The 23930-nt window shown below is 61.6% G+C and carries 20 protein-coding genes and 2 tRNA genes; 5 read left to right on the top strand and 17 right to left on the bottom strand.

Annotated elements, in window-relative coordinates; translation table 11 throughout:
• Positions 1-174: 174 nt before the first annotated feature.
• On the top strand, positions 175-1401 hold the full coding sequence (locus H3T88_RS07955) for an acetate/propionate family kinase (RefSeq protein WP_198204208.1): 1227 nt from the start codon (positions 175-177) through the stop codon (positions 1399-1401).
• A gap of 147 nt (positions 1402-1548) precedes the next feature.
• Here H3T88_RS07955 and hisN read toward each other — a convergent pair whose 3' ends face one another.
• Positions 1549-2349, bottom strand: a complete 801-nt coding sequence (hisN, locus tag H3T88_RS07950) for a histidinol-phosphatase (protein WP_110417287.1) — start codon at positions 2347-2349, stop codon at positions 1549-1551.
• A gap of 32 nt (positions 2350-2381) precedes the next feature.
• Positions 2382-3740, bottom strand: a complete 1359-nt coding sequence (aroA, locus tag H3T88_RS07945) for a 3-phosphoshikimate 1-carboxyvinyltransferase (RefSeq protein WP_198204207.1) — start codon at positions 3738-3740, stop codon at positions 2382-2384.
• 115 nt (positions 3741-3855) lie between these two features.
• Here aroA and H3T88_RS07940 point away from each other — a divergent pair.
• Positions 3856-3929 (top strand) — tRNA-Pro (locus H3T88_RS07940).
• Here the strand turns inward: H3T88_RS07940 and H3T88_RS07935 are convergent.
• The 9 genes from H3T88_RS07935 to H3T88_RS07895 all read right to left on the bottom strand — a co-directional run bounded on the left by H3T88_RS07935 (position 3921) and on the right by H3T88_RS07895 (position 12961).
• Positions 3921-5207 (bottom strand): MFS transporter, encoded by a 1287-nt coding sequence (locus tag H3T88_RS07935; protein ID WP_198204206.1) that lies wholly within the window; start codon positions 5205-5207, stop codon positions 3921-3923. The genes H3T88_RS07940 and H3T88_RS07935 overlap by 9 nt on opposite strands.
• 12 nt (positions 5208-5219) lie before the next feature.
• Complete coding sequence (locus H3T88_RS07930) at positions 5220-5915, bottom strand: ABC transporter permease (RefSeq protein WP_198204205.1); 696 nt, start codon at positions 5913-5915, stop codon at positions 5220-5222.
• Between the two features lies 1 nt (position 5916).
• Positions 5917-6648, bottom strand: a complete 732-nt coding sequence (locus tag H3T88_RS07925; RefSeq protein ID WP_198204204.1) for an ABC transporter ATP-binding protein — start codon at positions 6646-6648, stop codon at positions 5917-5919.
• Between the two features lie 116 nt (positions 6649-6764).
• Entirely contained in the window at positions 6765-7478 is a 714-nt protein-coding gene (locus tag H3T88_RS07920) for a TetR/AcrR family transcriptional regulator (protein WP_015021949.1), read from the bottom strand.
• 126 nt (positions 7479-7604) lie between these two features.
• Entirely contained in the window at positions 7605-8288 is a 684-nt protein-coding gene (locus tag H3T88_RS07915) for an NUDIX hydrolase (RefSeq protein WP_198204203.1), read from the bottom strand.
• 35 nt (positions 8289-8323) lie between these two features.
• Entirely contained in the window at positions 8324-9241 is a 918-nt protein-coding gene (locus H3T88_RS07910) for a Nif3-like dinuclear metal center hexameric protein (RefSeq protein ID WP_198204202.1), read from the bottom strand.
• A 48-nt stretch (positions 9242-9289) separates the two neighbouring features.
• Positions 9290-12184 (bottom strand): DNA polymerase I, encoded by a 2895-nt coding sequence (gene polA / locus H3T88_RS07905; RefSeq protein ID WP_198204201.1) that lies wholly within the window; start codon positions 12182-12184, stop codon positions 9290-9292.
• 7 nt (positions 12185-12191) lie between these two features.
• A complete protein-coding gene (locus H3T88_RS07900; protein ID WP_015021953.1) occupies positions 12192-12839 on the bottom strand; it encodes an ANTAR domain-containing response regulator in 648 nt (215 codons plus the stop codon).
• A gap of 48 nt (positions 12840-12887) precedes the next feature.
• A tRNA-Leu gene (locus tag H3T88_RS07895) sits at positions 12888-12961 on the bottom strand.
• 120 nt (positions 12962-13081) lie between these two features.
• Here H3T88_RS07895 and H3T88_RS07890 point away from each other — a divergent pair.
• The gene (locus tag H3T88_RS07890; RefSeq protein ID WP_015021954.1) at positions 13082-13675 is read left to right on the top strand and encodes an NUDIX domain-containing protein; all 594 of its coding nucleotides are present in this window, start codon (positions 13082-13084) and stop codon (positions 13673-13675) included.
• Positions 13676-13884: 209 nt separating this feature from the next.
• Here H3T88_RS07890 and pyk read toward each other — a convergent pair whose 3' ends face one another.
• From pyk to H3T88_RS07860, 6 genes are all read right to left on the bottom strand, one after another.
• Complete coding sequence (gene pyk, locus H3T88_RS07885) at positions 13885-15327, bottom strand: pyruvate kinase (protein ID WP_198204200.1); 1443 nt, start codon at positions 15325-15327, stop codon at positions 13885-13887.
• Positions 15328-15441: 114 nt separating this feature from the next.
• Positions 15442-16440, bottom strand: coding sequence for a TerC family protein (locus H3T88_RS07880; RefSeq protein ID WP_110417297.1), 999 nt, complete (start codon positions 16438-16440; stop codon positions 15442-15444).
• Positions 16441-16614: 174 nt separating this feature from the next.
• A complete protein-coding gene (gene uvrB, locus H3T88_RS07875; RefSeq protein WP_015021957.1) occupies positions 16615-18726 on the bottom strand; it encodes an excinuclease ABC subunit UvrB in 2112 nt (703 codons plus the stop codon).
• A 38-nt stretch (positions 18727-18764) separates the two neighbouring features.
• Positions 18765-19397 (bottom strand): dephospho-CoA kinase, encoded by a 633-nt coding sequence (gene coaE, locus H3T88_RS07870; RefSeq protein ID WP_198204244.1) that lies wholly within the window; start codon positions 19395-19397, stop codon positions 18765-18767.
• An 86-nt stretch (positions 19398-19483) separates the two neighbouring features.
• The gene (gene rpsA, locus H3T88_RS07865) at positions 19484-20989 is read right to left on the bottom strand and encodes a 30S ribosomal protein S1 (RefSeq protein WP_015021959.1); all 1506 of its coding nucleotides are present in this window, start codon (positions 20987-20989) and stop codon (positions 19484-19486) included.
• A gap of 103 nt (positions 20990-21092) precedes the next feature.
• Positions 21093-22013: a bifunctional methylenetetrahydrofolate dehydrogenase/methenyltetrahydrofolate cyclohydrolase gene (locus tag H3T88_RS07860; RefSeq protein ID WP_198204199.1), complete on the bottom strand. Its 921-nt coding sequence runs from the start codon at positions 22011-22013 to the stop codon at positions 21093-21095.
• Positions 22014-22225: 212 nt separating this feature from the next.
• Between H3T88_RS07860 and H3T88_RS07855 the strand changes: the two genes are divergently transcribed.
• Both H3T88_RS07855 and H3T88_RS07850 read left to right on the top strand, forming a co-directional pair.
• Positions 22226-23101, top strand: coding sequence for an ABC transporter ATP-binding protein (locus H3T88_RS07855; protein ID WP_015021961.1), 876 nt, complete (start codon positions 22226-22228; stop codon positions 23099-23101).
• Positions 23098-23925 (top strand): metal ABC transporter permease, encoded by an 828-nt coding sequence (locus H3T88_RS07850; RefSeq protein ID WP_198204198.1) that lies wholly within the window; start codon positions 23098-23100, stop codon positions 23923-23925. The genes H3T88_RS07855 and H3T88_RS07850 overlap by 4 nt, the downstream gene beginning before the upstream one ends.
• Positions 23926-23930 lie beyond the last annotated feature (5 nt).

Raw genomic sequence — 23930 nt, 5'->3', positions numbered from 1 at the left:
GTCCCTGTAAACCCCTGGGGCTGCTGCTGAATCTTATCTTCAAGAAGGTTCTGGTAGCAGCCCCAAAATCATGTCGGCCTGGCAATATACCGCGCCTTGTAAGGGCCGACGAGTAATCTTGAAGACTGATTGAGGAGCGCAGGCTCTATACAAGCACATCAGGAGGATGCCCCAATGGCGAAAACCGTCCTAGTCATCAATTCGGGTTCAAGCTCGATCAAGTACCAGCTGGTCGATCTGGAGACCAGCCAGAGCCTGGCCTCGGGTCTGGTCGAGAAGATCGGCGAGCCCACCGACGGCCATTACAAGCACGAGGTGAACGGCGAAAAGCACGAGCTTGAGGAGCCCATCCACGATCATGAGGTCGGGCTCAAGCGTGTCCTGGGCTTCTTCAAGGAGTATGGACCTGATCTGGACAAGGCCGGCATCATCGCCGTCGGCCACCGAGTCGTCCAGGGTGGAGCCATCTTCCCCAAGCCTGCCCTCCTGACGCAGAAGACTCTGAGCCAGGTCAAGGATCTGGCCGTGCTGGCCCCCCTTCACAACGGACCCGAGGCTGAGGGCGCCGAGGTCATGAGCCGACTGATGCCGCAGACCCCGCAGGTCTTCGTCTTTGATTCCTCCTTCTTCTTCGAACTGCCCAAGAAGGCCTCCACCTACGCCCTCAACAAGGACATCGCCAAGCAGTACCACATTCGTCGCTACGGTGCCCATGGCACCAGCCATCAGTATGTGGGCCAGCTTGTTCCCGGTCTGCTGGGCAAGCCTGCAGAGGGCCTGCGGCAGATCGTCCTGCACATCGGCAACGGGGCTTCCGCTTCGGCGCAGGTCTCCGGGCATCCCGTCGAGACCTCCATGGGTCTGACCCCACTGGAGGGTCTGGTCATGGGCGGCCGAACCGGTGACATCGACCCTGCCGTTGTCTTCCACCTGATCCGCAACGCCCACATGAGCGTGGATGAGCTGGACACCCTCTTCAACAAGCGCTCCGGCATGACCGGCCTGACCGGCCATGGCGATATGCGCGAGGTCCACAAGCTGATCGCCGAGGGCGATGAGGATGCCAAGCTGGCCTTGGGCATCTATATCCACCGCATCGTCGGCTACATCGGCAACTACACGGCCCAGATGGGCGGCCTGGATGCCATCACCTTCACAGCCGGCGTGGGCGAGAACGATGAGATCGTGCGTCGCCGTGTGATCGAGCAGCTGGAGCCCTTCGGCGTGAAGCTGGACCAGGAGAAGAACGACCAGCGGTCCAAGGAGGCCCGGATCATCTCCACCCCCGACAGCACGGTCGCCGTCTGCGTCATCCCCACCAACGAGGAGCTCTCCATCGCCCGTCAGGCCGAGGTCGTCGCCAGCCAGGGCGATGCCTACGGCAACAAGTTCCAGGCCTGACCGCTGACTTTACCTATCCTCAAAAATTTGAATAATGATTGCAGGATGGATGATTGTGATTGGGATCTGGTTCTAAGAACTTGCTCTCGAAACGAAGAAGGTCGGTGACCACAGCAATGCATGTGGTCACCGACCTTCTTGTATATGTCAATCCCCCAGAGCCGCCAAGGCCTCCTTGTGCAGAAGACCGTTGCTGGCCAGACCATTGCCTCCCCAGGGACCCTGGTTGCCTGCCAGGTCGGTGAAGCTGCCACCGGCCTCGGTCACGATGGGGACCAGCGCGCCCATATCATAGAGGTCAAGCTCCGGCTCGGCCGCCAGGTCGATGGCTCCCTGGGCCAGGAGCATGTACTGCCAGAAGTCGCCGAAACCACGTAGGCGCCAGATCCGGTCGGTCAGGTCGAGAAGCCGCTCCCGACGCCCTATGGCCTTCCACCCGGTCAGTGACGATATGGACATGGAGGCATCTTCCATCCGATCCACTCCTGATACGTGAATGGCCTTGGGGGCTTCGCCCTGACGCGCCATGTAGGCTCCCTGACCCCGCGCAGCGTACCAGCGGGTACCGAGCAGGGGGGCCGATACCACGCCGACCACCATCTGATGGTTCGCCTCCAAGCCAATCAGAGTCGCCCATACCGGGACCCCGCGCACATAGTTCTTGGTCCCATCAATCGGATCGATGATCCACCGTCTGCCGTTGGACTCCTGTTTTCCCAGCTCCTCCGCGTAGATGGTATCGTCCGGCCTGGCCTGGGCAAGTACGCGACGAATCACCGCCTCCGCCTCTTTATCAGCCTGGGTGACCGGGGTATTGTCCGCCTTGCGTTCCACCTTAAGATCCGGCGACTTGAAGTAGCCCACGGTGACCTGATCCGCCTGGTCGGCCATGGCGATGGCCAGATCCAGATCCTCCTGCCAAGTCCGCCTTTCGGCCTCGATGTTCATAACGCGGCTCCTTTCGCTCGAATCGGTGTGGCTCAGTCTTGTCCCTCGCCTGCCAGCATCCGCTTCCACATACCCGGGAAGTCTGGCAAGGTCTTGGCTGTGGTGCCGATGTTGCGCACCCGGATGCCAGGTATCTTGAGCCCAATCATGACGGCAAAGGTGGCCATGCGATGGTCCGCATAGGTCTCCATGACGGCCCCGTGCATACGCTGAGTCGGCACTGGCTCGATGGCCAGGCCATCATCAAGTTCACTGGCCTGGCCGCCTATTCTGGCGATTTCGGTAGCCAGTGCCTTCAGCCGGTTGGTCTCATGACCACGCAGGTGGCCGATGCCGTGCAGGCGGCTGGGGCAGTCGGCAAAGACCAGGATGGCCGCAATAGAGGGCACGATCTCCCCTGCCGGGGACAGATCGAAGTCGCCGAGTCCATGGATGGCTTCCCCGCCGGTCACCCTGCAGGTGGCGCTGCCCTGCCCGTCTGGAACCATGTCTACCTTCGCGCCCATGGTCTCCAAATACTTGGGCAGCAAGCCGCCTGGCTGTGTGGTCCGCTCCGGCCACTTGGGCACGCTGACTTGCCCGCCTCCTATCAGGGCCGCTCCCAGGAAAGGGGCCGCATTCGACAGGTCGGGCTCCACCTGGACCTGATCAGGCAGCTGCGTCCCAGCAGAGCCTCTGCCTTCAACGCTCCACCTGCAACGATTGGGATTGGCCTGGACCTGGACTCCGGCCTGACGCAGATCCTCAACGGTCATGGCTATGTGTGGAAGGCTGGGAAGATGCTGGCCAGAGTGGACGATGGTCGTCGGGCCATCAGCCCTGGCCGCCAGCAGCAGGAGGCCGGAAATGAACTGCGAGGATGCCGAGGAGTCTATGGTCACCTCTCCGCCAACCAGGTGAGCCGGTGGCGTGAGCATAAAGGGCAGGAAGCCCTCCTGGCCCAGGTATTCGATCCTGGCCCCCAGCTGGGTCAGCCCGTCCAGCAGGGGCCTCATGGGGCGTCGATAGGCTTGTTCGTCTCCGTCGAAGTGTGTGGGGCCATCGGCCAGCATGGCCAGGCCCGGCACGAAACGCATGACGGTTCCAGCCAGTCCGCAGTCCACCCGGGCGCCGCCGCGGAAACGGCCGCCTGTCGGTGGAATGACCGTCGCATTCGTAGGGTCGTCCAAATCAACCCGACAGTCCACGCCGAGAGCCTCCAGGGCCGCAATCATCAGGTCCGTATCACGCGATCTGAGCAGACCAGTCAGCCTGACGGGTCGACTTCCCAAGGCCGCCAGAATCAGATACCTGTTCGAGAGGGACTTGCTCCCCGGTATGGTCACCGTTGCATCCAGGGGGCCACCCGCCTGCGGTGCCTCCCATGTCTCTTCCGCTGTCATGGTAACCATGGTAACCGCAGGCGCAGAGCTGTTCCCCTCCCTGTTCACCCGCCAAGGATCCAGCGGGGACCTGGCCCTGTGCTATATTGATACATTGTGCTCATACGTTGATGCTTATGAGCGCCGGGCTATAGCGCAGCTTGGTAGCGCGCCTGCTTTGGGTGCAGGATGTCGCCGGTTCAAATCCGGCTAGCCCGACTTTTGCCTTCGTCCCATGTCGGGAGTCGGATCCTTGGCGTTCATGCCCAGCAATCCCGTAAAGAAAATGGCCAGAGCCAGCAGGCCTGTCAAGCCCGCATAAATAGACACGGTAATGGCGATGCCAACCAGATTGCCCAGGGCCAGAAAAATCATCTGCCCCAGAGGCGCCCCTATCATCATGACAGTCTGTACCACTCCCATGGTTGCAGCCAGGTGGTCCTCGCCCACAGTACTGATGAGCATGGTCATGAACCGAGGATTGATTTTGCCCAGAAGATAGTTCATGACCAGGAGCGGGAGGAAGAGCAGGGCAGGAATGTGCAACCATACCAGGTTGACCCCTACCATGGCGGCTGCGGCCATGACTCCGGTCAGCAGGTGCGCCATGGGCAGCCGCCGGAGCGGATCTGAGGCAAGGAGTGCACCAAGGATGAGTCCCAGGGAGGAGATGCCGTTGACGGCGGCTATGGTCGTTCCATAGCTTCCCCACCAGACCCCGGACATGGAAATCAGCCCCAGGTTGAGCAGGGGCTGCAGAGCCGTCCCCAGAAGGTTGACCAGACAGCCGAAGCCCACCATCAGGATCAGGAAGGTGGAACTGCGGAACTCCCCCAAGGTCACACGGAGGCTGGAGGACAGGCCCACATGCTTGCCCACAGGTGAACCGTTGTCTGAGACCTCCGCCCTGGCGAATTCCCTATAGCCTATGGCTACCAAAAGCCCCGCCAGTAGGAAGGTGGCTGCGTTGATCAACGCGAATACAGTGAATTTGTTGCCCAGGATGGCAATCAACACTGCACCTCCGCCTGCACTGATGACAGCCGCGACATTGGATGCAGCGGAAGTGATCGAGGTCGCCTGGTGGAGCTGGCCTGGCTGGACCAGGTGTTTGAGGACCGGCATCCACAGACTGCTCGCATATCCCTCCAGCATGGAAGATGCCATGTCCATGGCTACCAGCAGCAGAAAGACGGGTAGGCTCTTGGACCTGCCGATCGCCATGGCAATGACCAGATAGATACAAACCTGAACCAGTTTGATCACCAGTTGCATCCGTGTTTTGCGCACGGTCCTGTCGGCCAGGTATCCGGTCGGGATGGCCGTCAGGGCTGGAGCCACCCAGGCCATTGAGGCTACGGAGACGGCCAGTCCGGCAAAGGGCATGGTCTGGGCATAGACGATGAAGACGATGTTGAAGAGTTCACCACCGACCGTATTAAACAGACTGGCCAGAACCATGGTCACGAAAGGCTTGTTCTTCAGAAGCTCCTGCATGTCAGCGGCCGATCAGGGCAGTTCGATCTTTATGAGGGTCCGGTGAAGCAGCCACCAGGCCGGCAGGGAGGCCAGGAAGATGATCAGAAGCACCAGCGCCGACAGCAGCGGGGAGAGGGAGAGCAGGTTGCCCACCACAGCGTCCAGCAGGAGCAGGACCCCGAACATGATGGGCAGGGAGCGCTTCCAGAAGCCCAGGGAAAGGGCGATGCCGACCAGTCCGACCAGTCCTGCGAGACTGGTGGCCAGCATGAGGAGAACCTGTCCGAGCAGACCGCCTGGCGAACCCGTCCCGAGCGAGCCAACAAGGTGGTCGACCAGCAGCATGACAGTGAGGGTGATGACCGCCCCCGCAGAGTAGGACAGGGCCATGAAGAGGCCTACGAATACCAGCTTGGCCAACAGTATTCGGCTCCGTGATACAGGGCATGACAGGGTGAGCGCCAGGTTCCTTCCTGTGTAGGGTTCGATGAAAACCAGGTTGCAGAGGGCAGCAGCAACCAAAGAGAAACCCACCAGAAGGATGACCATGGCCATCTGCAGCACGAAGACCAGACTGGACAGCCGCCGATCAGACCGGCCGCCCGTGTGGCCAATGGCCAGGAACATGCCTCCCAAGGCCAAGGCTGCAGCCACCACTGCCAATCCTGCGAAGATGCAGGGCCATAGTCTCGTCTTTTTCAGCTCCAATTTCAACAGCGTCTTCATATCAGCCCTCCATGGCCTTGATCAGGGTCCGCTCGGCGGTCTCCTGGCTCTTACTGAGCAGTTCCGGCACGCTGGCCCGCAGGCTGACCCTGCCGTCCGCCACCACCATCACGCGGTCGGCAGTGCGCAGCACCTCGGAGAGGATGTGGCTGGAAAAGAGGACCGCACTGCCTTGGGCGGCCAAACTTCGCAGGCTGTCTCGCAGCTGTCCGATAGCTACCGGGTCCAGTCCGTTGAGCGGCTCATCCAGTAGGTAAAGGTCGGGATGATGGCCCATGCATCTGGCCAGGGCCAGCCTCTGCCTCATACCCGTGGAATACCTGCCAACGGGCGTGGCTGAATCCGCAGTCAATCCAACCTTCTCCAAAAGTTGGCTGATTCCAGTGATCTCGGCGACCCTACGCCCCCCGTCTGCCTGCGCAAGGTAGGCCAGGTCAATCTCCAGGTTCTCCCTGGCATTGAGGGACTCGTAGAAGACGGGCTCGTTGATGGACACCCCCATCCTGGCAAGGATGCCAGGGTAGCCTTCGCTGAGAGGCTTGCCCAGAAAGCGGACCCGACCGCCGACGGGCCTTTGCATTCCGGTCAGGATCTTCAAGAGCGTGGACTTGCCGGCCCCGTTGGCACCCAACAAGCCGAGAATCTCGCCCTGCACCAGGGTCAGGTCCAGTCCGGACAGCACCTCCCTGCCGTCAAATACTTGGACGATACTGTCCGCCTCCAGCACCTTCATGAAACTCCTTTCAAAAATACCACTGGTATGTTTGATGGAAACAAAAACCATACACTCGTTGAGTGCCCGAATCTTGCCAGTAGCCAGAGCACTTTGCCTTAAGAAATCCATCGGCTCTAAGCGACCCCTTGATCCTGATTCAGGTCAGATTCCACTTGCGTGGACTCCCCACCGGTCGCAGTCAGAGGATTGCTCTTCAGATGTGCATGCAAATGCACGGCTGCGCGAATGACCCGATCATCGATGACCGGGGCCCCTATTCCCTTGAGCATATCGGCCAGCAGGGTGAACTTGGAGACCACCTGGTCCCGGGTCATGGTAGAGAATCGGATCCCTATCCACATGTTGAGCAGGATGTAGAGCACTTGGGCCAGATCCTCGGGATTGCAAGGGGCGATGGAACCGTCCTCCACACCTTCCCGGACGTAGGGGGTGATCACGTCCACAATCCTGTCCATGGATTTCAGGTACATCTCCCCCACCATGCGGGGACTCTTCAACAGGGTTCTGGCTGAAAAGGTCACATCGAGACGCGAGTAGGCCGACAGGGAGGCAATCAGCTCGTTGCGCAGTTTTTCCAGACCAGTTTTTCCGGGCCATTGCCCCAGCCAGTCCCCCTGGGATGAGGAGGAAGCCATGCGCTCGGTAACCGCACGGAAAATGGCCGTCTTGGAAGGAAAATGATAGTAGACCGCTCCCTTGGTCATACCGCCCAGACCATCGACGATGTCCTGGATGCTGGTCCCGTCATATCCCTTTTCCAGGAAGAGCCGCTGGGCCACATCAAGGATCTGATTGCGATGCCCTTCGGGATCCTTCGGCGTGCCCATATGGTGCTCCCCTTCCTGTCGGCGCATCAATGCCCGACCATCCTGGCCCGACCATCCTGTCCGACAAAAAGCTATCATACCACTGGTATGTTCTGCTTAGCCAATCGGGAACTTTATGCCTTGACATTAATTCTTCTGCAGGCGACGGATGGCCTCATGCTGGATGGCCACCACCGCCTTGGCATCGGCGACCCCAGCTGCGCAGAGCTCCTGCCAGGAGACCCAGGCCGACTGGATATGCTCACCCGGGTCGAACTCGGTGGGCCCCTGATGCCAACGCCGCAAATGCAGGACCACGATATGTCCAAGCTCATCGCTCATGCCCAGGGAGGAATAAACATCGGGGGCGGCATCAATCCAGCCGTCCTCCGGATCCAGATGGCTTTCCGAGCCCGATGTACCCTCAGGCCCGGGCACCAGACCGGTCTCCTCACGCAGCTCGCGCAGAACAGCCTTGACCGGACTCTCCCCCGGGTCGATGAAGCCGGCTGGCAGGCCGAAGACGTAGGCCTGGGCGCCCACCCGGTACTCGCGGGTCAGCAGATAGGCATCGGCAGCGCAGTCGTGCACCAGCATGACCACGCAGGGGGCGTGACGGATGAGCTGTCTGTCGATGGTCTCCTTAGAACCGTCACGCCTGAACATGGCCACCTGCTGTTGGTCGATAACGAATATCGGGCCGCGGAAGACCTCCCTATCATCCATCAGCTCGGGTACACGGTCCATATCGATGCCCTTGGCCCCCTGGCCATCCCGGTCGGCCAGTCTGGCGGCCAATCGTGCCTGCAGATCCTGTGCTTCATCGCTCATGCAATCATTCCTCCTCAATCATCAACCCCCAGCCGTCAGCGCACCACCATGGTCCAAGGGTCGGTGACGATCGATGAGACCTCCACCTGTGGACGAACACCAGTAGCCATCTCCAGGGCCCTGGCAATATCCCCCTTGGCGTATCGGAACCAGAGACTTTCGATGGCCGAGTGCGGGGTGTTGATCAGCATGGGTCTGGGCTGATTGGGACGACCCGCCATCCGGGCCTCATAAAGGGCCTGCTGGTAGGCATCCGTGGCAGGATGATGGCGCAAATCGCTGGTGATGTAGACATCTGCCCCCGTGGACCGAACCAGGTCGAACTCGGAGTCCCCCGAGCCGGGCAGCAGGGCGACCGTGGAAACCATGGCCTCGGGCACACCGACCGCCTGAACCCCCAGAGCCGTCTTGGGCAGGAGGCCCACCACTGTATGGACCAAATCCTCAAATGATGTGGGCTTAGGAAGCCGTCCCCAACGACCCAGGCCTACCTGGATCCCCTGATCAGCGTGCAGGTCGCGCCTGGAGACCGGCTGAGGAGCCAACGGTCTCGCATCCTGCAGGTCCAGGGCATCGGCAGCCGCCTGGGCCACACCGCGGTAGGCAGCATCAGCGTTGGTATGCCCCACCCAGAGCCCGCAGTGGCCCTCGATCAGCCTGGTTATCATGTCCCCCCGGAAGTCCAGGCCGGAGACCTGGTGGACTGACCTGAAGAAGAGCGGATGATGGGTGATCAGCAGGTCGGCCTTGTGATCCAGAGCCTCCTGAACCACATCGGGCCGAGGGTCCACAGCGCACCAGATCCGTCTAACCGGCCAGGACGGATCCCCCGCCACCAGACCCGGATGATCCCAGTCCTCCGCGTAGTCCAGAGGGTAGAGCCCCTCCAGCAGATCCACCACCTGGCCCAGGAGCACTGAACACCCCTGAACCTCATCCTGTCGGTCAGACATGACGATCCCTCCTCGGATCCTGCTGGGCCCAGGCCGCCCCATGTTAGTTCAGTGAGCGGCCAGCTCCCAATCCTGGCCAATGCCGGTGGACACGTCCAGGGGCACGGCCAATTCAACGGCATGTTCCATGGAATCCTTGACCAGTTTGGTGGCCTTGTCGGTCTCTCCGGGAGCTATTTCCACCAGCAGTTCATCGTGGATCTGCAGGGAGATGCGGCTCTTCAGCCCCTGGTCGGACAAGGCACGGCTGGCCTTGATCATGGCGATTTTCATGATGTCCGCAGCCGATCCCTGGATGGGCGCGTTGAGGGCGGCCCTCTCGGCGGCCTCGCGGGTGGGACGACGCTTGGAGCGCAGCCCAGGGAAATAGCGCCGCCGCCCGAACATGGTCTCGGTGTAGCCCTTCTCCCGGGCATCGGCCACCAGGGACTCCAAGTACTCATGGACCTTGCCGAAGGTGGCAAAGTACTTGGCACGCAGTACATCAGCCGCGGCCGGGCTGATCTTAAGCTGCTGGGCCAGACCATAGGTGCTCAGCCCATAGGCCAGCCCGTAGCTCATGGCCTTCACGTGGGAGCGTTGGTCTCCGGTGACCTCCTCCATGGGGATGTCATAAACCAGGCTGGCCACGTACCGATGGAAGTCGGCACCCGACTTGAAGGCATCGATCAGGGCCTGGTCCCCGGAAAGGTGGGCCATGATTCTCAGCTCCACCTGGGAGTAGTCCGAGGAGAGCAACGCCTCATACCCGTTGCCAGGCACGAAGGCCGAACGGATCTCGCGGCCCCGGGCATCCCTGTTGGGGATGTTCTGCAGGTTGGGATCGACCGAGCTCAGCCGGCCAGTGGCGGCCACGGTCTGCTCGTAGGTGGTGTGCAACCGGCCATCCCGGGGATTGACCGCCTCGCGCAGGGTCTGCACAATCTGCTTGAGCTTGTTGGTCTCCCGGTGCTTGAGCAGCGCGCCCAGGAAGTCGTTGGCCCGCTCGTTGTTGACCGACTTTATATACAAGTCCTGCAGGACCGAGACGTTGGTCGAGTAGGAACCTGTCTTGGTCCTGTGGGTGGGCACCAGGCCCATATCGTCGAAGAGCACCTTGCTCAGCTGCTTGGGGCTCTGCAGGTTGACACGGCTGCCGGCCTTATCCCAGGCTATTTCCTGGGCCTGGCGGGCCTCTGCGGCAAACCGGTCGTGCATCTCCTTCAGGCGGGCATCGTCCACCTTGGCGCCCTCGGTCTCCATCTGCGCCAGGACTGCGGAGGTGGGCAGCTCTACGGTGCGCAGCAGGCCGTACTGGTGACGCTCGTCCATAAGCTCCTGCAGACGCTCGGAGACCATCATGACATACTGAGCCTGGCGGAGAATCCGAGTCCCCCGTCGGCGTTCGTCCTCATTTTCTCGACCGTCCAAGGCCAGGGCCCCCTGGGTGGCCTCAGGTTCCTCCTCTACGGGGATGGCCAGGAAATGGGCGACGGCCTGCTCCAAATTGTCGGCATGAAAATCAGGCTCAGCCAGATAGCCTGCCAGCTTGGTGTCGAACAGGGGCAATGGCATATGCAACCCCTGGCTCTCCAAGAGGTGCAAGTGCTCCTTGTAGCCATGGACCACGCAGGTGCCGATCCGCTGGTCGATCAGCTCCTGGATGGCCGCGCGCATATCTTCGTCAATATCTTCTGCCATGAGGACCAGACCGTGGCCATCCATGGAGAGAATGGACAGCTCCTCCAGGCCATAGTCGCCATGCTTGGCCCAGCCGATGGCGTGCAGAACCCAGTGCTCCTTCATGGCCTCGCTGCAACGCATGGCATTCAGGTCGGAGTCGCCGATGTCCTTGATTTTATCCAGGGAATCGGCCATGGCCTTGACATGGTCCGCAGAGCGCCGACAAAGGGCCTTGTCCGGCAGATGCTTCTCGCACCAGTCCCGCAGCTGGTCAGCGGATTCGGCCTTATCGCGCTCGGGCTGGGTGAACTCCTCCTGCTTGTTGCTGACATCGACCAGGGCAGAAGCTGGAGAGTAATCGTAATCGGCGACGGTATTGAAGCCCCGCAGGATCTTCTTACGGGTCTGCGGGCCGAACTGCAGCTGCTCGAAGATGGGCAGGACCTGATCCGTGTGGATGGTGCCGAAACGCAGATCCTCCACCTTCACACCCAGGTCCAGGTCACGCACCAGGGCGTTGACCTTACGGTTGAGCCGAACCTGGTCGGCGTTCTCCGCCAGGGCCTGGCCCTTCTTGCCGCCGATTTCGTCAGCGTGCTCCAGAATGGAATCCAGCGATCCATACTTGTTGATCCACTTGGCGGCATAACCGTCGCCCACGCCAGGCACACCGGGGATGTTGTCAGCCCCCTCGCCTCGCATGGCTGCCAGATCCGGGTACTGCTCCGGGGTCACCTTGTAGCGGTCCATGATGGCCTGGGGCGTCATGTGCTTGAGATTTTTGAAGTGGTGGCCGGGGTAGAGCACGGTGATGTCGTCGTCCACCAGCTGGAAGGCATCCCTGTCGCCCGACAGGACCAGGGTCCTGAACCCGGCCTGCTCCCCCATGGTGGCCAGTGTGCCGATGATGTCGTCGCCCTCATAACCGGGCTTTTCGATATAGGTGATGCCCAGGCCCTTGAGCAGGTCCTGGATCAGGGGCAACTGGCTCAGCAACTCTTTGGGAGCGGCCTCACGGGTGCCCTTGTACTGTGGCAGCATGGCGTTGCGGAAGGTGCCTCCCTTGACGTCAAAGGCCACGCCCATGTGGGTGGGCTTCTCCTTGGCCATGACATCCGCCAGCATGGTGGCAAAGCCCCACACCGCGTTGGTGGGCTGCCCTGTCGAAGTGGTGAAACTCTCGACAGGAAGGGCATAGAAGGCCCGGAAGGCCAGCGAATGTCCATCAACGACCAGCAGGGTGCGGCCGTCCTTGTCCTGCTTCTTCGTCTGGTCTTCCATGGAAGAACTAACGGTCGTTCTGATTGGCCACGTTGTTGATGACCACGTCGGCCACCTCTTGCATGGTCAGTCTGCGGTCCATGGAGGTCTTCTGAATCCAGCGGAAGGCTTCGGACTCGGTCATGCCCATACTCTCCATGAGCAGACCCTTGGCCCTGTCCACCCGCTTGCGGGCCTCGAAACGGGCCTTCATGTCAGTGACCTCGTCCTTCAGGGCGTTGATCTGGTCAAAACGGGAGATGGCCACCTCAAGGGCCGGCAGCAGCTTTTCCGGGGCAAAGGGCTTGACCACGTAGGCCATGGCCCCCGCATCGGCCGCCTTCTCGACCAGGCTCTGCTGGGAGAACGCCGTCAGCATAACCACCGGGGCCAGATTCTCCTTGCCGATCTCAGTGGCGGCGGTAATGCCATCAGTACCGGGCATCTTCACATCCATGACCACCACGTCGGGCCTCAGCTCGCGAGTCAGATCAATGGCCTCCTGGCCGCTGGCCGCCTGACCGACCACGTCATAGCCGGCATCCTCGAGAGCTTCGACGGTATCGAGCCTGATCAAAGCCTCGTCCTCCGCCACAACCACGGTCCGCCCTTCGGGGGAATCGCTGCGGTTCTTACTCTCTGAAGCCACTTTCAACCTCGTTTCCTGAAAGTCCATCCGGGCTTCACCAAAACCGGTGAGGGACGGATGGGGTTCGCTTTATCGTGCCCCCGGTGAGACTCGAACTCACACTGCACGGATTTTGAGGCCGTTTCCTCTACCAATTGGGATACGGGGGCTTTTTGTCACCACAGAGAATCTACCATACTTTGGCGACGACGCAAGGTTATTCGTGTTGAATCTGCCTTAGAATGAAGACAGTTATGTATACGGAAACATCACAGTCGAAGGAGAGCATGATGACCACTCAGATCTATCGACGGTTCGATCCTTGGCGTACCTCCCCCGTCCAGGAGAAGGCCCGCAAGCAGATTATGGACAGCCACTACTTCAGCGTCGACAGGGTCACCTATGAATCCAGCGACAATCAGACCTTTGACCGCAGCATCGTCAGCGAAAAGCATGGGGACACCATCGCCGTCCTGGCCATCACCGATGACGGGAGGATCCCCCTGGTCGAGCAGTACCGCCTGCCCACCCACCGCTGGACCCTTGAGCTGCCGGCCGGCCATCCGCTCAGCGACAAGGAAGCCCCCATCGATGTAGCCACCAGACGTCTGCGCGAGGAGGCCGGATACAAGGCTGCCTCCTTTAACCAGTTCGCGAGGTTCATCAACACCCCCAGCTTCTCCACGCAGCACACGACGCTCTTCTATGCCGAGGGCCTGACCCCGGTCCAGCCTGCCAGCCTGGCACCAGAGACCCCCCACCAGAATGTGCGGCTCTTCACCGTGGACGAGGCCTATGACATGGTGATCGCAGGGACCATATTGGATGCTAAAACAACCATCGCCATCCTGCGGGCCAAAATCGGACTGTCCGACCTGCACTGATGCTGTTCCTGCGGCAACTGCCTGCTGCCATACGGCTTGAGCGGCGGGCCAACTGGCGCACGAACATTCGCATAGCGAACCGGTGGCATCTCCCCTACCTTGGCAGGCGGGGAGATGCCACCGGTTCTTTGCTGTGCCGGCGTCAAATGAACCTAATGGTCCATCTGCCTGGTTGACTCCAGTCGACAGCCAGGCGGCAGGCCGGAGAATCAGTCGTTGGCGCCAACCGTGTGCACGTAGATGCAGTCGGTGTTTCCTGGCTCATACTCACCCTGGGCGCTGCTGAGCACAACCAGGCAGTCGCCGTCGGAGACCTTGCCCTGCTTCTTCAGAGTGGAGTCCACGAAGGCCATGAGGCCTGCACGGTTGAAGTCGTGGTAGTCCTGCTCGCACATGAACGCCTCGGTGCCCCAGCTCAGTGCCAGCCAATGATAAGTGTGCTCATCGGTGGTCAGCGCATAGATGGGGGCGGCCGGACGCTCACGGGAGACGCGGTGCACGGTGTTGCCGGTCTGCGTGAAGGCCACGATGGCCTTGGCGTTGATCTTGTCTGCCAGATCCACGGCTGCGGAGGAGACGGCACCGGAGTTGGACATGTCCAGGTTGTGCATATCCGGAATACGGTCAAACCCGTGGGTGGTGGCGTACTCGGAGATCCGGGCCATGGTGGAGACCGTGGTGTCGGGGTAGTCGCCCACGGCGGTCTCGTTGGAGGTCATGGTGGCGTCGGCACCGTCCAGGACGGCGTTGGCGCAGTCGGAGGCCTCGGCGCGGCTGGGGATGGGCGAATGAACCATGGAGCCCAGGACCTCGGTGGCGACGATGACCGGCTTGGCGTACTGCCGGGCAAGCTCGATGCAGCGCTTGGTCACCAGGGGGACCTGCTCGAAGGGCATCTCTACGGCCATGTCGCCGCGGGCGACCATGATGCCGTCGAAGGCCTTGACGATCTCCTCCAGGTTCTCAACCGCCTGGGGCTTCTCGATCTTGGCCACGATGGGGATACGACGACCCTCCTCGTCCATGATCTCATGGGCGCGGTCAATGTCGGTGGCGAAGCGGACGAAGGACATGGCAATGATGTCGGCGCCGGTGCGGATGCCCCAGCGCAGGTCTTCCTCGTCCTTGGGGGTCAGTGCCGGCAGGCTCACGGCCACGCCGGGCAGATTGATGCCCTTGTGCGAGGAGACCGGACCAGCCACGACAACCTTGGTGTGAACCTGATTGCCCTCGACCTTGGTGACCTCCAGGCGTACCTTGCCGTCATCGATCAGGATGGGATCGCCGGGATGGCAGTCTCCGGGCAGACCCTTGAAGGTGGTGGAGGTCATGTGCTCGTCACCCTCGACATCGTCGGTGGTGATGGTGAACTCCTGGCCCTCCTTGAGGATGACCTTGTCTTCGCCCTGCTCGTTCTTCTTGAACCAGCCGCAACGAATCTTGGGACCCTGCAAATCGACCAGGGCCGCCACGTTGCGTCCGGTCTCCTTGCTGGCCTGACGCACGTTGTTGTAAACCTTGAGGTGATCCTCGGGGGTGCCGTGGGACCGGTTGAGCCTGGCCACATCCATGCCGGCCCTGACCAGCTTGGTGATGTTCTCCAGCGACTCCGAAGCCGGCCCGATGGTATCGACGATCTTGGCTTTGCGCATATGCTACCTGCCTGTTCTTTTTCTTACTTGCCGTTCTATTGTACAGACTCGGCCTGATGTGAACCAGTATTTTCCGTTAGCGTTAACAATCCTTGTGGTTCAAGGGATTGTTATTTATTTTTCTCCCTGTGAGGCTGATTCAAGGGACTGATGGCGGCTCTTGATCACAGAGGCCAGTGCTGCTATGCCGATGGCCAGGACGATGACCAATAGGGATACCCAGGTCGGTATCTCCGGCACGACCGTCAGGGGCTGTCCGCCATTGACAAAGGGCAGTGTGTTGCCGTGCAGTGCCTCCATGATCAGCTTGACTCCGATGAAGGCCAGAACGACAGCCAGTCCCAGGGGCAGATACTCCAGCTTGTCCAGCAGGGAACCAAGCAGAAAGTAGAGCTGCTGAAGGCCCAGCAGGGCGAAGACGTTGGAGGTGAAGACGATGAAGGGATCCTTGGTCAGCCCGAAGATGGCCGGAATGGAGTCGAAGGCGAACATGACATCTGTAGTGCCGATGGCCAGGAAAACCACCAGCATGGGTGTGAAGTAGCGCTTGCCCTCGAAGGTGGTCCGCAGATGCTCACCGTCGTAATGGCTGGTGATGGGGATGACCCGGCGCAGGGTCCTGATCAGCCCGTTCTCGTGGTACTCCTCCTGTTTGCCCCGGCTGGAGACCATGTTCCAGGCGGTATAGAGCAGGAAGAGGCCGAATATGAAGAATACCCAGGTGAAGCGGGTGATCAACGCCGTCCCGGCCAGGATGAAGACGCCGCGCAGCAGCAGGGCGATGGTGATGCCGATGCTGAGCACATAGCGCTGAAGCCGCAAGGGCACAGCGAAGTTGCTCATGATGATGACGAAGACGAAGAGGTTGTCGATGCTGAGCGAATATTCGGTCAGCCAACCCGAATAGAACTCGATGGCCGGCTTGGACCCGGCCACCTTCCAGATCAGCGCACCGAAGATCAGGGCCATGACCACGAAGAAGGCAATATGCCGCACGCATTCACCGGTCGAAGGCACATGTGGCCGCCGTCCGATCACCAGAAGATCGACCACGAAGAAGACGGCCAGCACAACCAGGCTCACAACCATGAACGGCAGAGGTGTCTCGGACATATCACCAGACTTTAGCGGCAAGATATGACGTGCTGATTGCTCCGCATGTATGTCTCATCATCCTCACAGAAGGCGTCCTGCAGGTCGGGCCTGTGATGCTCTTGCCTGACATCACAGGCCCGCAATATGGCCGAGGCGCACCACCGGCCAAGGGCTCCGGCCCAAAAGCCAAACCTACTTCTTGGCCTCGGTCATCTGCCGCAGCTCCTTCTTCAGATCCTTGATTTCGTCGCGCAGACGGGCTGCAAGCTCGAACTGCAGCTGTTGCGCAGCCGTGTGCATCTGATCGCTCAGCTGACGGATCAGGTCGGCAAGATCCTGTGCCGGCAGACCGGCCTGGAGGATCTCCTGGTGCCGCTTGTCGGCCTCCTCCTTGTCGTAGAGGGGCACGCCCAGGTGGGAGTTGCCGGCCTTGTTGGCGTTGCGATAGCCGCCCGCCAGCAGGGTCTGGGTGTCCACGTCCTCCTTGGCCAGCATGTCGTTGACGTCGCTGATCTTCTTGATCAGCGGCTTGGGATCCACACCGTGTGCCTTGTTGTAGGCGATCTGCTTGGCCCGGCGACGGTTGGTCTCGCTGATGGCCTTGTCCATGGAGTCGGTGACCTCGTCCGCGTACATGATGACCTTGCCGGACACGTTCCTTGCCGCACGGCCGATGGTCTGGATCAGGGAGCGGTAGGAACGCAGGAAGCCCTCCTTGTCCGCATCCAGAATGGCCACCAGGGAGACCTCAGGCAGATCCAGCCCCTCGCGCAGGAGGTTGATTCCCACGATGACGTCAATCTTGCCCTCGCGCAGCTCCCGCAGGAGCTCCACCCGCCGCAGGGTGTCCACGTCGGAGTGCAGGTACTCCACCTTGATGTCGCGCTCCAGCAGGTAGTCGGTCAGGTCCTCGGCCATCTTCTTGGTAAGCGTGGTCACCAGAACCCGCTCATGACGATCCACCCGGGTCTTGATCTCGTCCAGGAGGTCGTCCACCTGGCCCTTGACAGGTCTTACCTCCACCTCGGGATCCAGCAGTCCGGTGGGCCGGATGACCTGTTCCACCACCCCGTCGGACAGGCCCATCTCATAGTCGCCCGGCGTTGCCGACAGGTAGACGGTCTGGCCCACCTTGTCCAGAAACTCAGGCCACTTCAGCGGACGGTTGTCCATGGCCGAGGGCAGACGGAAGCCGTGCTCGACCAGGGTCCGCTTACGGCTGGCATCCCCCTCATACATGGCACCAATCTGGGGAACGGTCACATGGGACTCGTCGATGACCAGCAGGAAGTCGTCGGGGAAGAAGTCCAGCAGGGTGTGGGGCGGCGTCCCGGGTTCGCGCCCGTCGAAGTGGCGGGAATAGTTCTCCACTCCGGAACAGGTGCCGATCTGGGTCAGCATCTCCAGGTCGTAGGTGGTGCGCATGGTCAGCCTCTGGGCCTCAAGCTCCTTGCCCTGCTTGCGCAGCTGGCCCACACGCCAGTCCAGCTCCTCCTTAATGGTCTTCAGGGCGCGCTCCATCCGCTCAGGACCGGCCACGTAGTGGGAGGCGGGGAAGATGTGCACAGAGGTCTCATGGGCGATCTCATCCCCGGTCAGCGGGTGCAGGGTGGAGATGCGGTCGATCTCATCGCCGAAGAATTCGATGCGGACGGCCAGCTCCTCATAGACGGGGATGATCTCGACCGTGTCGCCGCGCACGCGGAAGGTGCCACGGGTGAAGGCGATGTCGTTGCGCTTGTACTGCATGTCCACGAACTTGCGCAGCAGGTCGTCCCGGTTGATCCGGTCCCCCTCGTGCAGGAAGAGCATGCGTCCGGCATACTCCTCGGGCGTGCCCAGGCCGTAGATGCAGGAGACAGTGGCCACCACCACGCAGTCGCGCCTGGTCAGCAGATTGGCCGTGGCGGCGTGCCGGAGCCGCTCCACGTCGTCGTTGATGTTGGAGTCCTTCTCGATGTAGGTGTCCGTCTGGGGAATGTAGGCCTCGGGCTGGTAGTAGTCGTAGTAGGAGACGAAGTAGGAGACCGCATTGTCGGGCATGAGCTCGCGGAACTCGGCGCAGAGCTGGGCGGCCAGGGTCTTGTTGGGCTCCAGAATCAGAGTGGGCCGCTGCAGGCGCTCAATCAGCCAGGCCGTAGTCGCGGTCTTGCCGGTGCCGGTGGCGCCCATGAGCACCACGTCGTTTTCGCCATTCTCAATCCGCGTAGCCAGCTCCTCGATGGCCTCTGGCTGATCGCCGGAGGGTTTGTAGGGAGACTTGACCACGAAGGGCTTATCGGTCCGCTCAATGTTGAACCCCATGAAACTCCCTTCCAGGATGCGTCATTCGCCAAGGCCCGTCAGTCGCTGTGGGAGGAGCCCTGGGCCAAGGATTTCAGCTCTTCATATATCCTATCAACAGACTCGAACATTTGTTCGATAGGCTGGGACCCGTCCACCAATAGGTCGGCCTGAGCGCGCCGCGCACTGCTGTTGGTCTGTGAGCCGATGCGCTCAACAGCCTGACTCTGAGTCATATGCCGCTGATTCACCATGCGCGCAATCCTCACCTGGCTGGGGGCTTCCACCAGCAGAACCCTGTCAAAGTGAAAAGGTATGGCTGAGCGCACCTCGGTCAGCAGGGGCACCTCATGAACCACCACCTCGGAACCCTCCAGCCAGGGCCGCTCGGCCTTGGCGGCCAGGTCATAGACCAGCGGATGGATGAGATCGTCCAGATCCTTGCGGTCCCGGTCGGCCGTCGGCCCTCCGAAGACCCGCGCAGCCAGGGCTGACCTGTCCACTCCCCCATGGCCGTCCCCGCAGTCTGCTCCGAACCGCCCGAGGACCGCCCCTACCCCAGGTCCGCCCGGAGCGATGACCTCGTGGGAGAGCCTGTCGTAGTCGATGATTTTGGCGCCGTTCCGAGCCAGCCGAGCCGCCACCGTGCTCTTGCCGGCCGCAATCCCGCCGGTCAATCCCACACGTATCATCCACACCTCCCGTATATACCTTATGGCGGCACATATGAATGGAGGGGCCCGACCGAGGCCGGACCCCTCCATTCACTGCCTAATGCTCACTTCTTTTCCTTGAGCAGCTGCTCGCGCAGGGCGGCCAACTGGTCGTCGGAGGCCAAAGTGCCCTCGGAGCTGGACTCCGAGCTGTAGTTGGTGGTCTCCTCGGAGCTCTGACGGTGGGAGTGAGAACCGGAGGCGGGCGCCTGGGAGGACCTGCTGTCCTCGGCGGCCGAAGCCTCGGCGTTCTCCAGCTCCTTGGCCACGAAGGCCTTGTGCTGCTCCCAGAGGTCGTGGGCGGCCGCATACTGGGACTCCCACTCCTCCCGCTGCTTCTCGTAGCCGGCGATCCACTCATTGGTCTCGGGGTCGAAGCCCTCGGGGTACTTGTAGTTGCCGTCCTCGTCGTACTCGGCAGGCATGCCGTAGATGGCCGGATCGAAGTCCTCGGAGGTCGGGTCGACGGAGTCGTCGGCCTGCTTGAGGGACAGGGAGATACGGCGGCGATCCAGGTCGACGTCGATGACCTTGACGAAGATCTCCTCGCCCTGCTTGACCACGGTCTCGGGGTTCTCCACGTGGCGGTTGGCCAGCTCGGAGATGTGGACCAGGCCCTCGATGCCGTCCTCGACGGAGACGAAGACGCCGAACTGCACAATCTTGGTGACCTTGCCCTTGACGATCTGTCCGGGCACGTGGGTCCGGGCAAAGCGCTGCCAAGGATCTTCCTGGGTGGCCTTGAGAGACAGCGAAATGCGCTCGCGGTCCATATCCACATCCAGCACCTCGACGGTGACCTTGTCGCCCACCTTGACGACCTCGCTGGGGTGATCGATGTGCTTCCAGGAGAGCTCGGAGACGTGGATCAGGCCGTCCACACCGCCCAGGTCGACGAAGGCGCCGAAGTTGACGATGGAGCTGACCGTGCCCTCGCGGATCTGGCCCTTCTTGAGCTGGGCCATGAAGGTCTCGCGCACCTCGGACTGGGTCTCCTCCAGGTACTGGCGGCGGGAGAGGACCACGTTGTTGCGGTTCTTGTCCAGCTCCAGGATCTTGGCCTTGATCTTCTGTCCGATGTAGGGAGACAGGTCGCGCACGCGGCGCATCTCGACCAGGGATGCGGGCAGGAAGCCACGCAGTCCGATGTCGACGATGAGTCCGCCCTTGACGGCCTCGATGACGGTGCCCTCGACGACACCGTCAGCCTCCTTGATCTTCTCGATGTCGCCCCAGGCACGCTCGTACTGGGCACGCTTCTTGGAAAGGATCAGACGGCCTTCCTTGTCCTCCTTGGTGACGACCAGAGCCTCGATGGTGTCACCGACCTGGACTACGTCGTCGGGATCGACATCCTTCTTGATGGAAAGCTCGCGGGAGGGAATCACACCCTCGGTCTTGTAGCCGATGTCCAGCAGAACCTCGTCATGGTCGATCTTAACGACCGTCCCCTCGACCAGATCCCCATCGTCGAAGTTCTTGATGGTGGAATCGACTGCCTTGATGAAGTCTTCCTCGGATCCGATGTCATTGACCGCGACCTGGGGGACTTCCTTCTTGTTCTCTGCCATTAATTAAATTGTTTCTTGTATAGTTGGTGGATATTTTTACCGTATTGAGTTATGTGTTCCCGCCGGCAGGCGCGAACATTCCCTATGATAGGAGACACCACGGTCATTGTCGCCGGGGAGCCTCGGGCGTGTCGCAGGCAGGAATCCCTGCGGCTCGCTCAGCGGATTCGACCACATTGACCAGGAGCATGGCACGGGTCATGGGTCCCACACCGCCGGGGTTGGGCGTATAGGCGGATGCAGACAGCCTGGCGGCCGGATCTATGTCGCCCTTGATCCTCCAGCTCCCCTCCTGCTGATCACAGATCCGGGAGACGCCTACATCCACCAGGACGGCACCCTGGCGAACCTGATCCTGACCTACCAACCCTGCTCGGCCCACGGCTGCGATGATTACGTCGGCCCTGCGCAGATGGGCATCAACATTCCTGGTACGGGTATGGCAAAGCGTCACGGTGGCATCCACCCCGCGGTTGGTCAGGAGCAGACCGATGGTGCGGCCCACGGTCAGTCCTCGGCCCAGCACGCAGACATCCTTGCCGGCCAGGTCAATCCCGTAATGGTCCAGCAGGTACAGAATCCCCCGCGGTGTGCAGGGCAGGGGGGTCCGCACCCGGCCGTCGGCATGCAGAACCAGCTGGCCTAGGTTGTAAGGATGCATGCCGTCGGCGTCCTTGGCCGGATCGATGCGCTCGATGATCTCAGTGGGATCCACGCCATCCGGCAGGGGCAGCTGGACGATGTAGCCGGTACAGTCAGGATCCCGGTTGAGCTGATCCACCGCAGCCAGAATCCGCTCCTTGCCGGCATCGGCAGGCAGATCCACTCGGATGGACCGAATGCCAACCTGACGGCAGTCCCGGTGCTTGCCCTCTACATATTTGAGCGAACCAGGGTCACCCCCCACCAGAATGGTCCCCAGGCCAGGGGTGCGCCCCATGGCCGTCAGCCTGGCCACGCGAGCGCGCAGGTCCTCCTTGAGTTCCGCAGCCGCCGCTTTTCCGTCCAGTTTCACCGCAGTCAATACATCTCCATCATCCAAGCGGGCGCAAACCCTTGCCGAAGTCGTCTGAGCCAGCCTAGCGCAGATTCCTCCACCAATGGAACTGCCGTCCAAGGGCCGGTCCGGGAGGACCCGACGGATGAGGTTGCGCGCTGTCCCATCCCCAGCGATAATGAGAATCATGCTCAATAAGAGCAGGATCACTACTTTGAATCCCTGCTGGAAAGGACGCCATGGATACGGACACGGATAGGACATCCACGCAGGCCTGCATCGTCTTCGACCATGCCGCCATCCGCAGATCCGGGCGACTGATCTGGTCGGAGGGAACCTTCACCATCCCCTCGGGAACCGTGACCGCCATCGTAGGCACCAACGGCACTGGCAAGACCAGCATGATGCAGGCCGAACTGGGCCTGCTCCCCTTGGATGCCGGCAGCCTGCAGGTCCTGGGACAGCCGGCCGGCCAGGCCAACGACCGCATCGGCTACGTACCACAGAGCTACACCTCGGACATCGACTCCAACCTGACGGCTGAGCAGTCCGTCCTGCTGGGGCTGACCGGCACCCGCTTCGGCATCCACCCCGTCACCCGGCAGGACCGCGAGCGCGCCAAAAAAGCCATGCGCTTCGTCGGCGTGGAGGACAGGGCCCATCTGCGCCTCTCCCAGCTCTCCGGCGGCCTGCGCCAACGGGTGGCCATCGCCCAGGCCCTGGTCTGCGATCCCGATCTGCTCATGCTGGACGAGCCCCTGGCCAATCTGGACCTGGCCGGGCAACGCGCCACCGTCCACTTGCTGGCACAGCTCAACAGCCGACTGGGGATGACCATCCAGGTGGTGGCCCATGACCTGAACATGTTGCTGCCGGTGCTGACCGGGGCGGTCTACCTGCTGGACGGGCACCCCCACTACGCCCGCATGGACGACATGCTGGACTCCGACCTGCTCACCCACCTCTACGGCACCAAGGTGGAGGTGGTCACCACACCCCAGGGGGACATGTTCGTGGCCCCCGACATGGACGAGCCGATCGGCCCCGTCCACAATCGCTATCAACCCAGCCAGGTGGCCCGCCTGCACGGGACGGACCGGGAAAGGACCTCATGACCACACCAGTCTTCGACCCCCATTGGATGGAGATCCTCGCCGCCCCCTTCATGCGCAACGCCATGGTTGCTGGATTGTGCATCGCCGTGGCCGCCGGAGCCATGGGCTACTTCACCATCGCCAGGCACTCCACCTTCGCCGCCCATGCCCTGGCCCACATCGGCCTGCCCGGGGCCACGGGCGCCGTCCTGCTGGGGCTGCCGGTATCTGCAGGCATGGGCCTGTTCGCCCTGGGCGGGGCGCTGGTCATCGGAGCCCTGGGCAAGCGGGCATCCCAGCGGGAGATCGCCACGGGCACGGTCCTGGCCTTCGCCACCGGTCTGGGACTCTTCTTCGCCAGGATGTCCAGCTCGGCCTCCCAGCAGATGCAGGCCATCCTCTTCGGATCGATCCTGACCATCACCCGGGGCCAGGTCGTCGGCTTCATCATCTTCGATGCAATCCTGCTGATCCTGCTGGCCCTGATTTACCGGCCCCTGCTCTTCAGCTCCCTGGATGAGCAGGTGGCCCAGGCCCGCGGCGTGCCCATCGGGCTGATGAACCTGACCTTCATGGCCATCATGGCGGGGGTCATCACCATCGCCGTCCCTGCAGTGGGGACCCTGCTCATCTTCGCCCTGGTCGTCACCCCGGCGGCCACGGCCAACATCCTGGTGGCCTCTCCCCTGCGGGCCATGCTCCTGTCAGGATTGATCTGCCTGGTTTCCATCTGGGGAGGCCTGGTGATTTCGGCCATGGTGCCAGCCCCGCCAAGCTTCATCATCGTGACCCTGTCCACCCTCTTCTGGGCTCTGGCCAAGGGATGGGCGGCTCTGCGCGCCTGATGCCG

Origin of the sequence: Bifidobacterium sp. W8110, from assembly GCF_016101375.1 — a bacterium.
GTDB lineage: Bacteria > Actinomycetota > Actinomycetes > Actinomycetales > Bifidobacteriaceae > Bombiscardovia > Bombiscardovia asteroides.
Note: the sequence above shows the minus strand (reverse complement) of the source record. Positions and strands in the feature narration are given on the sequence as shown.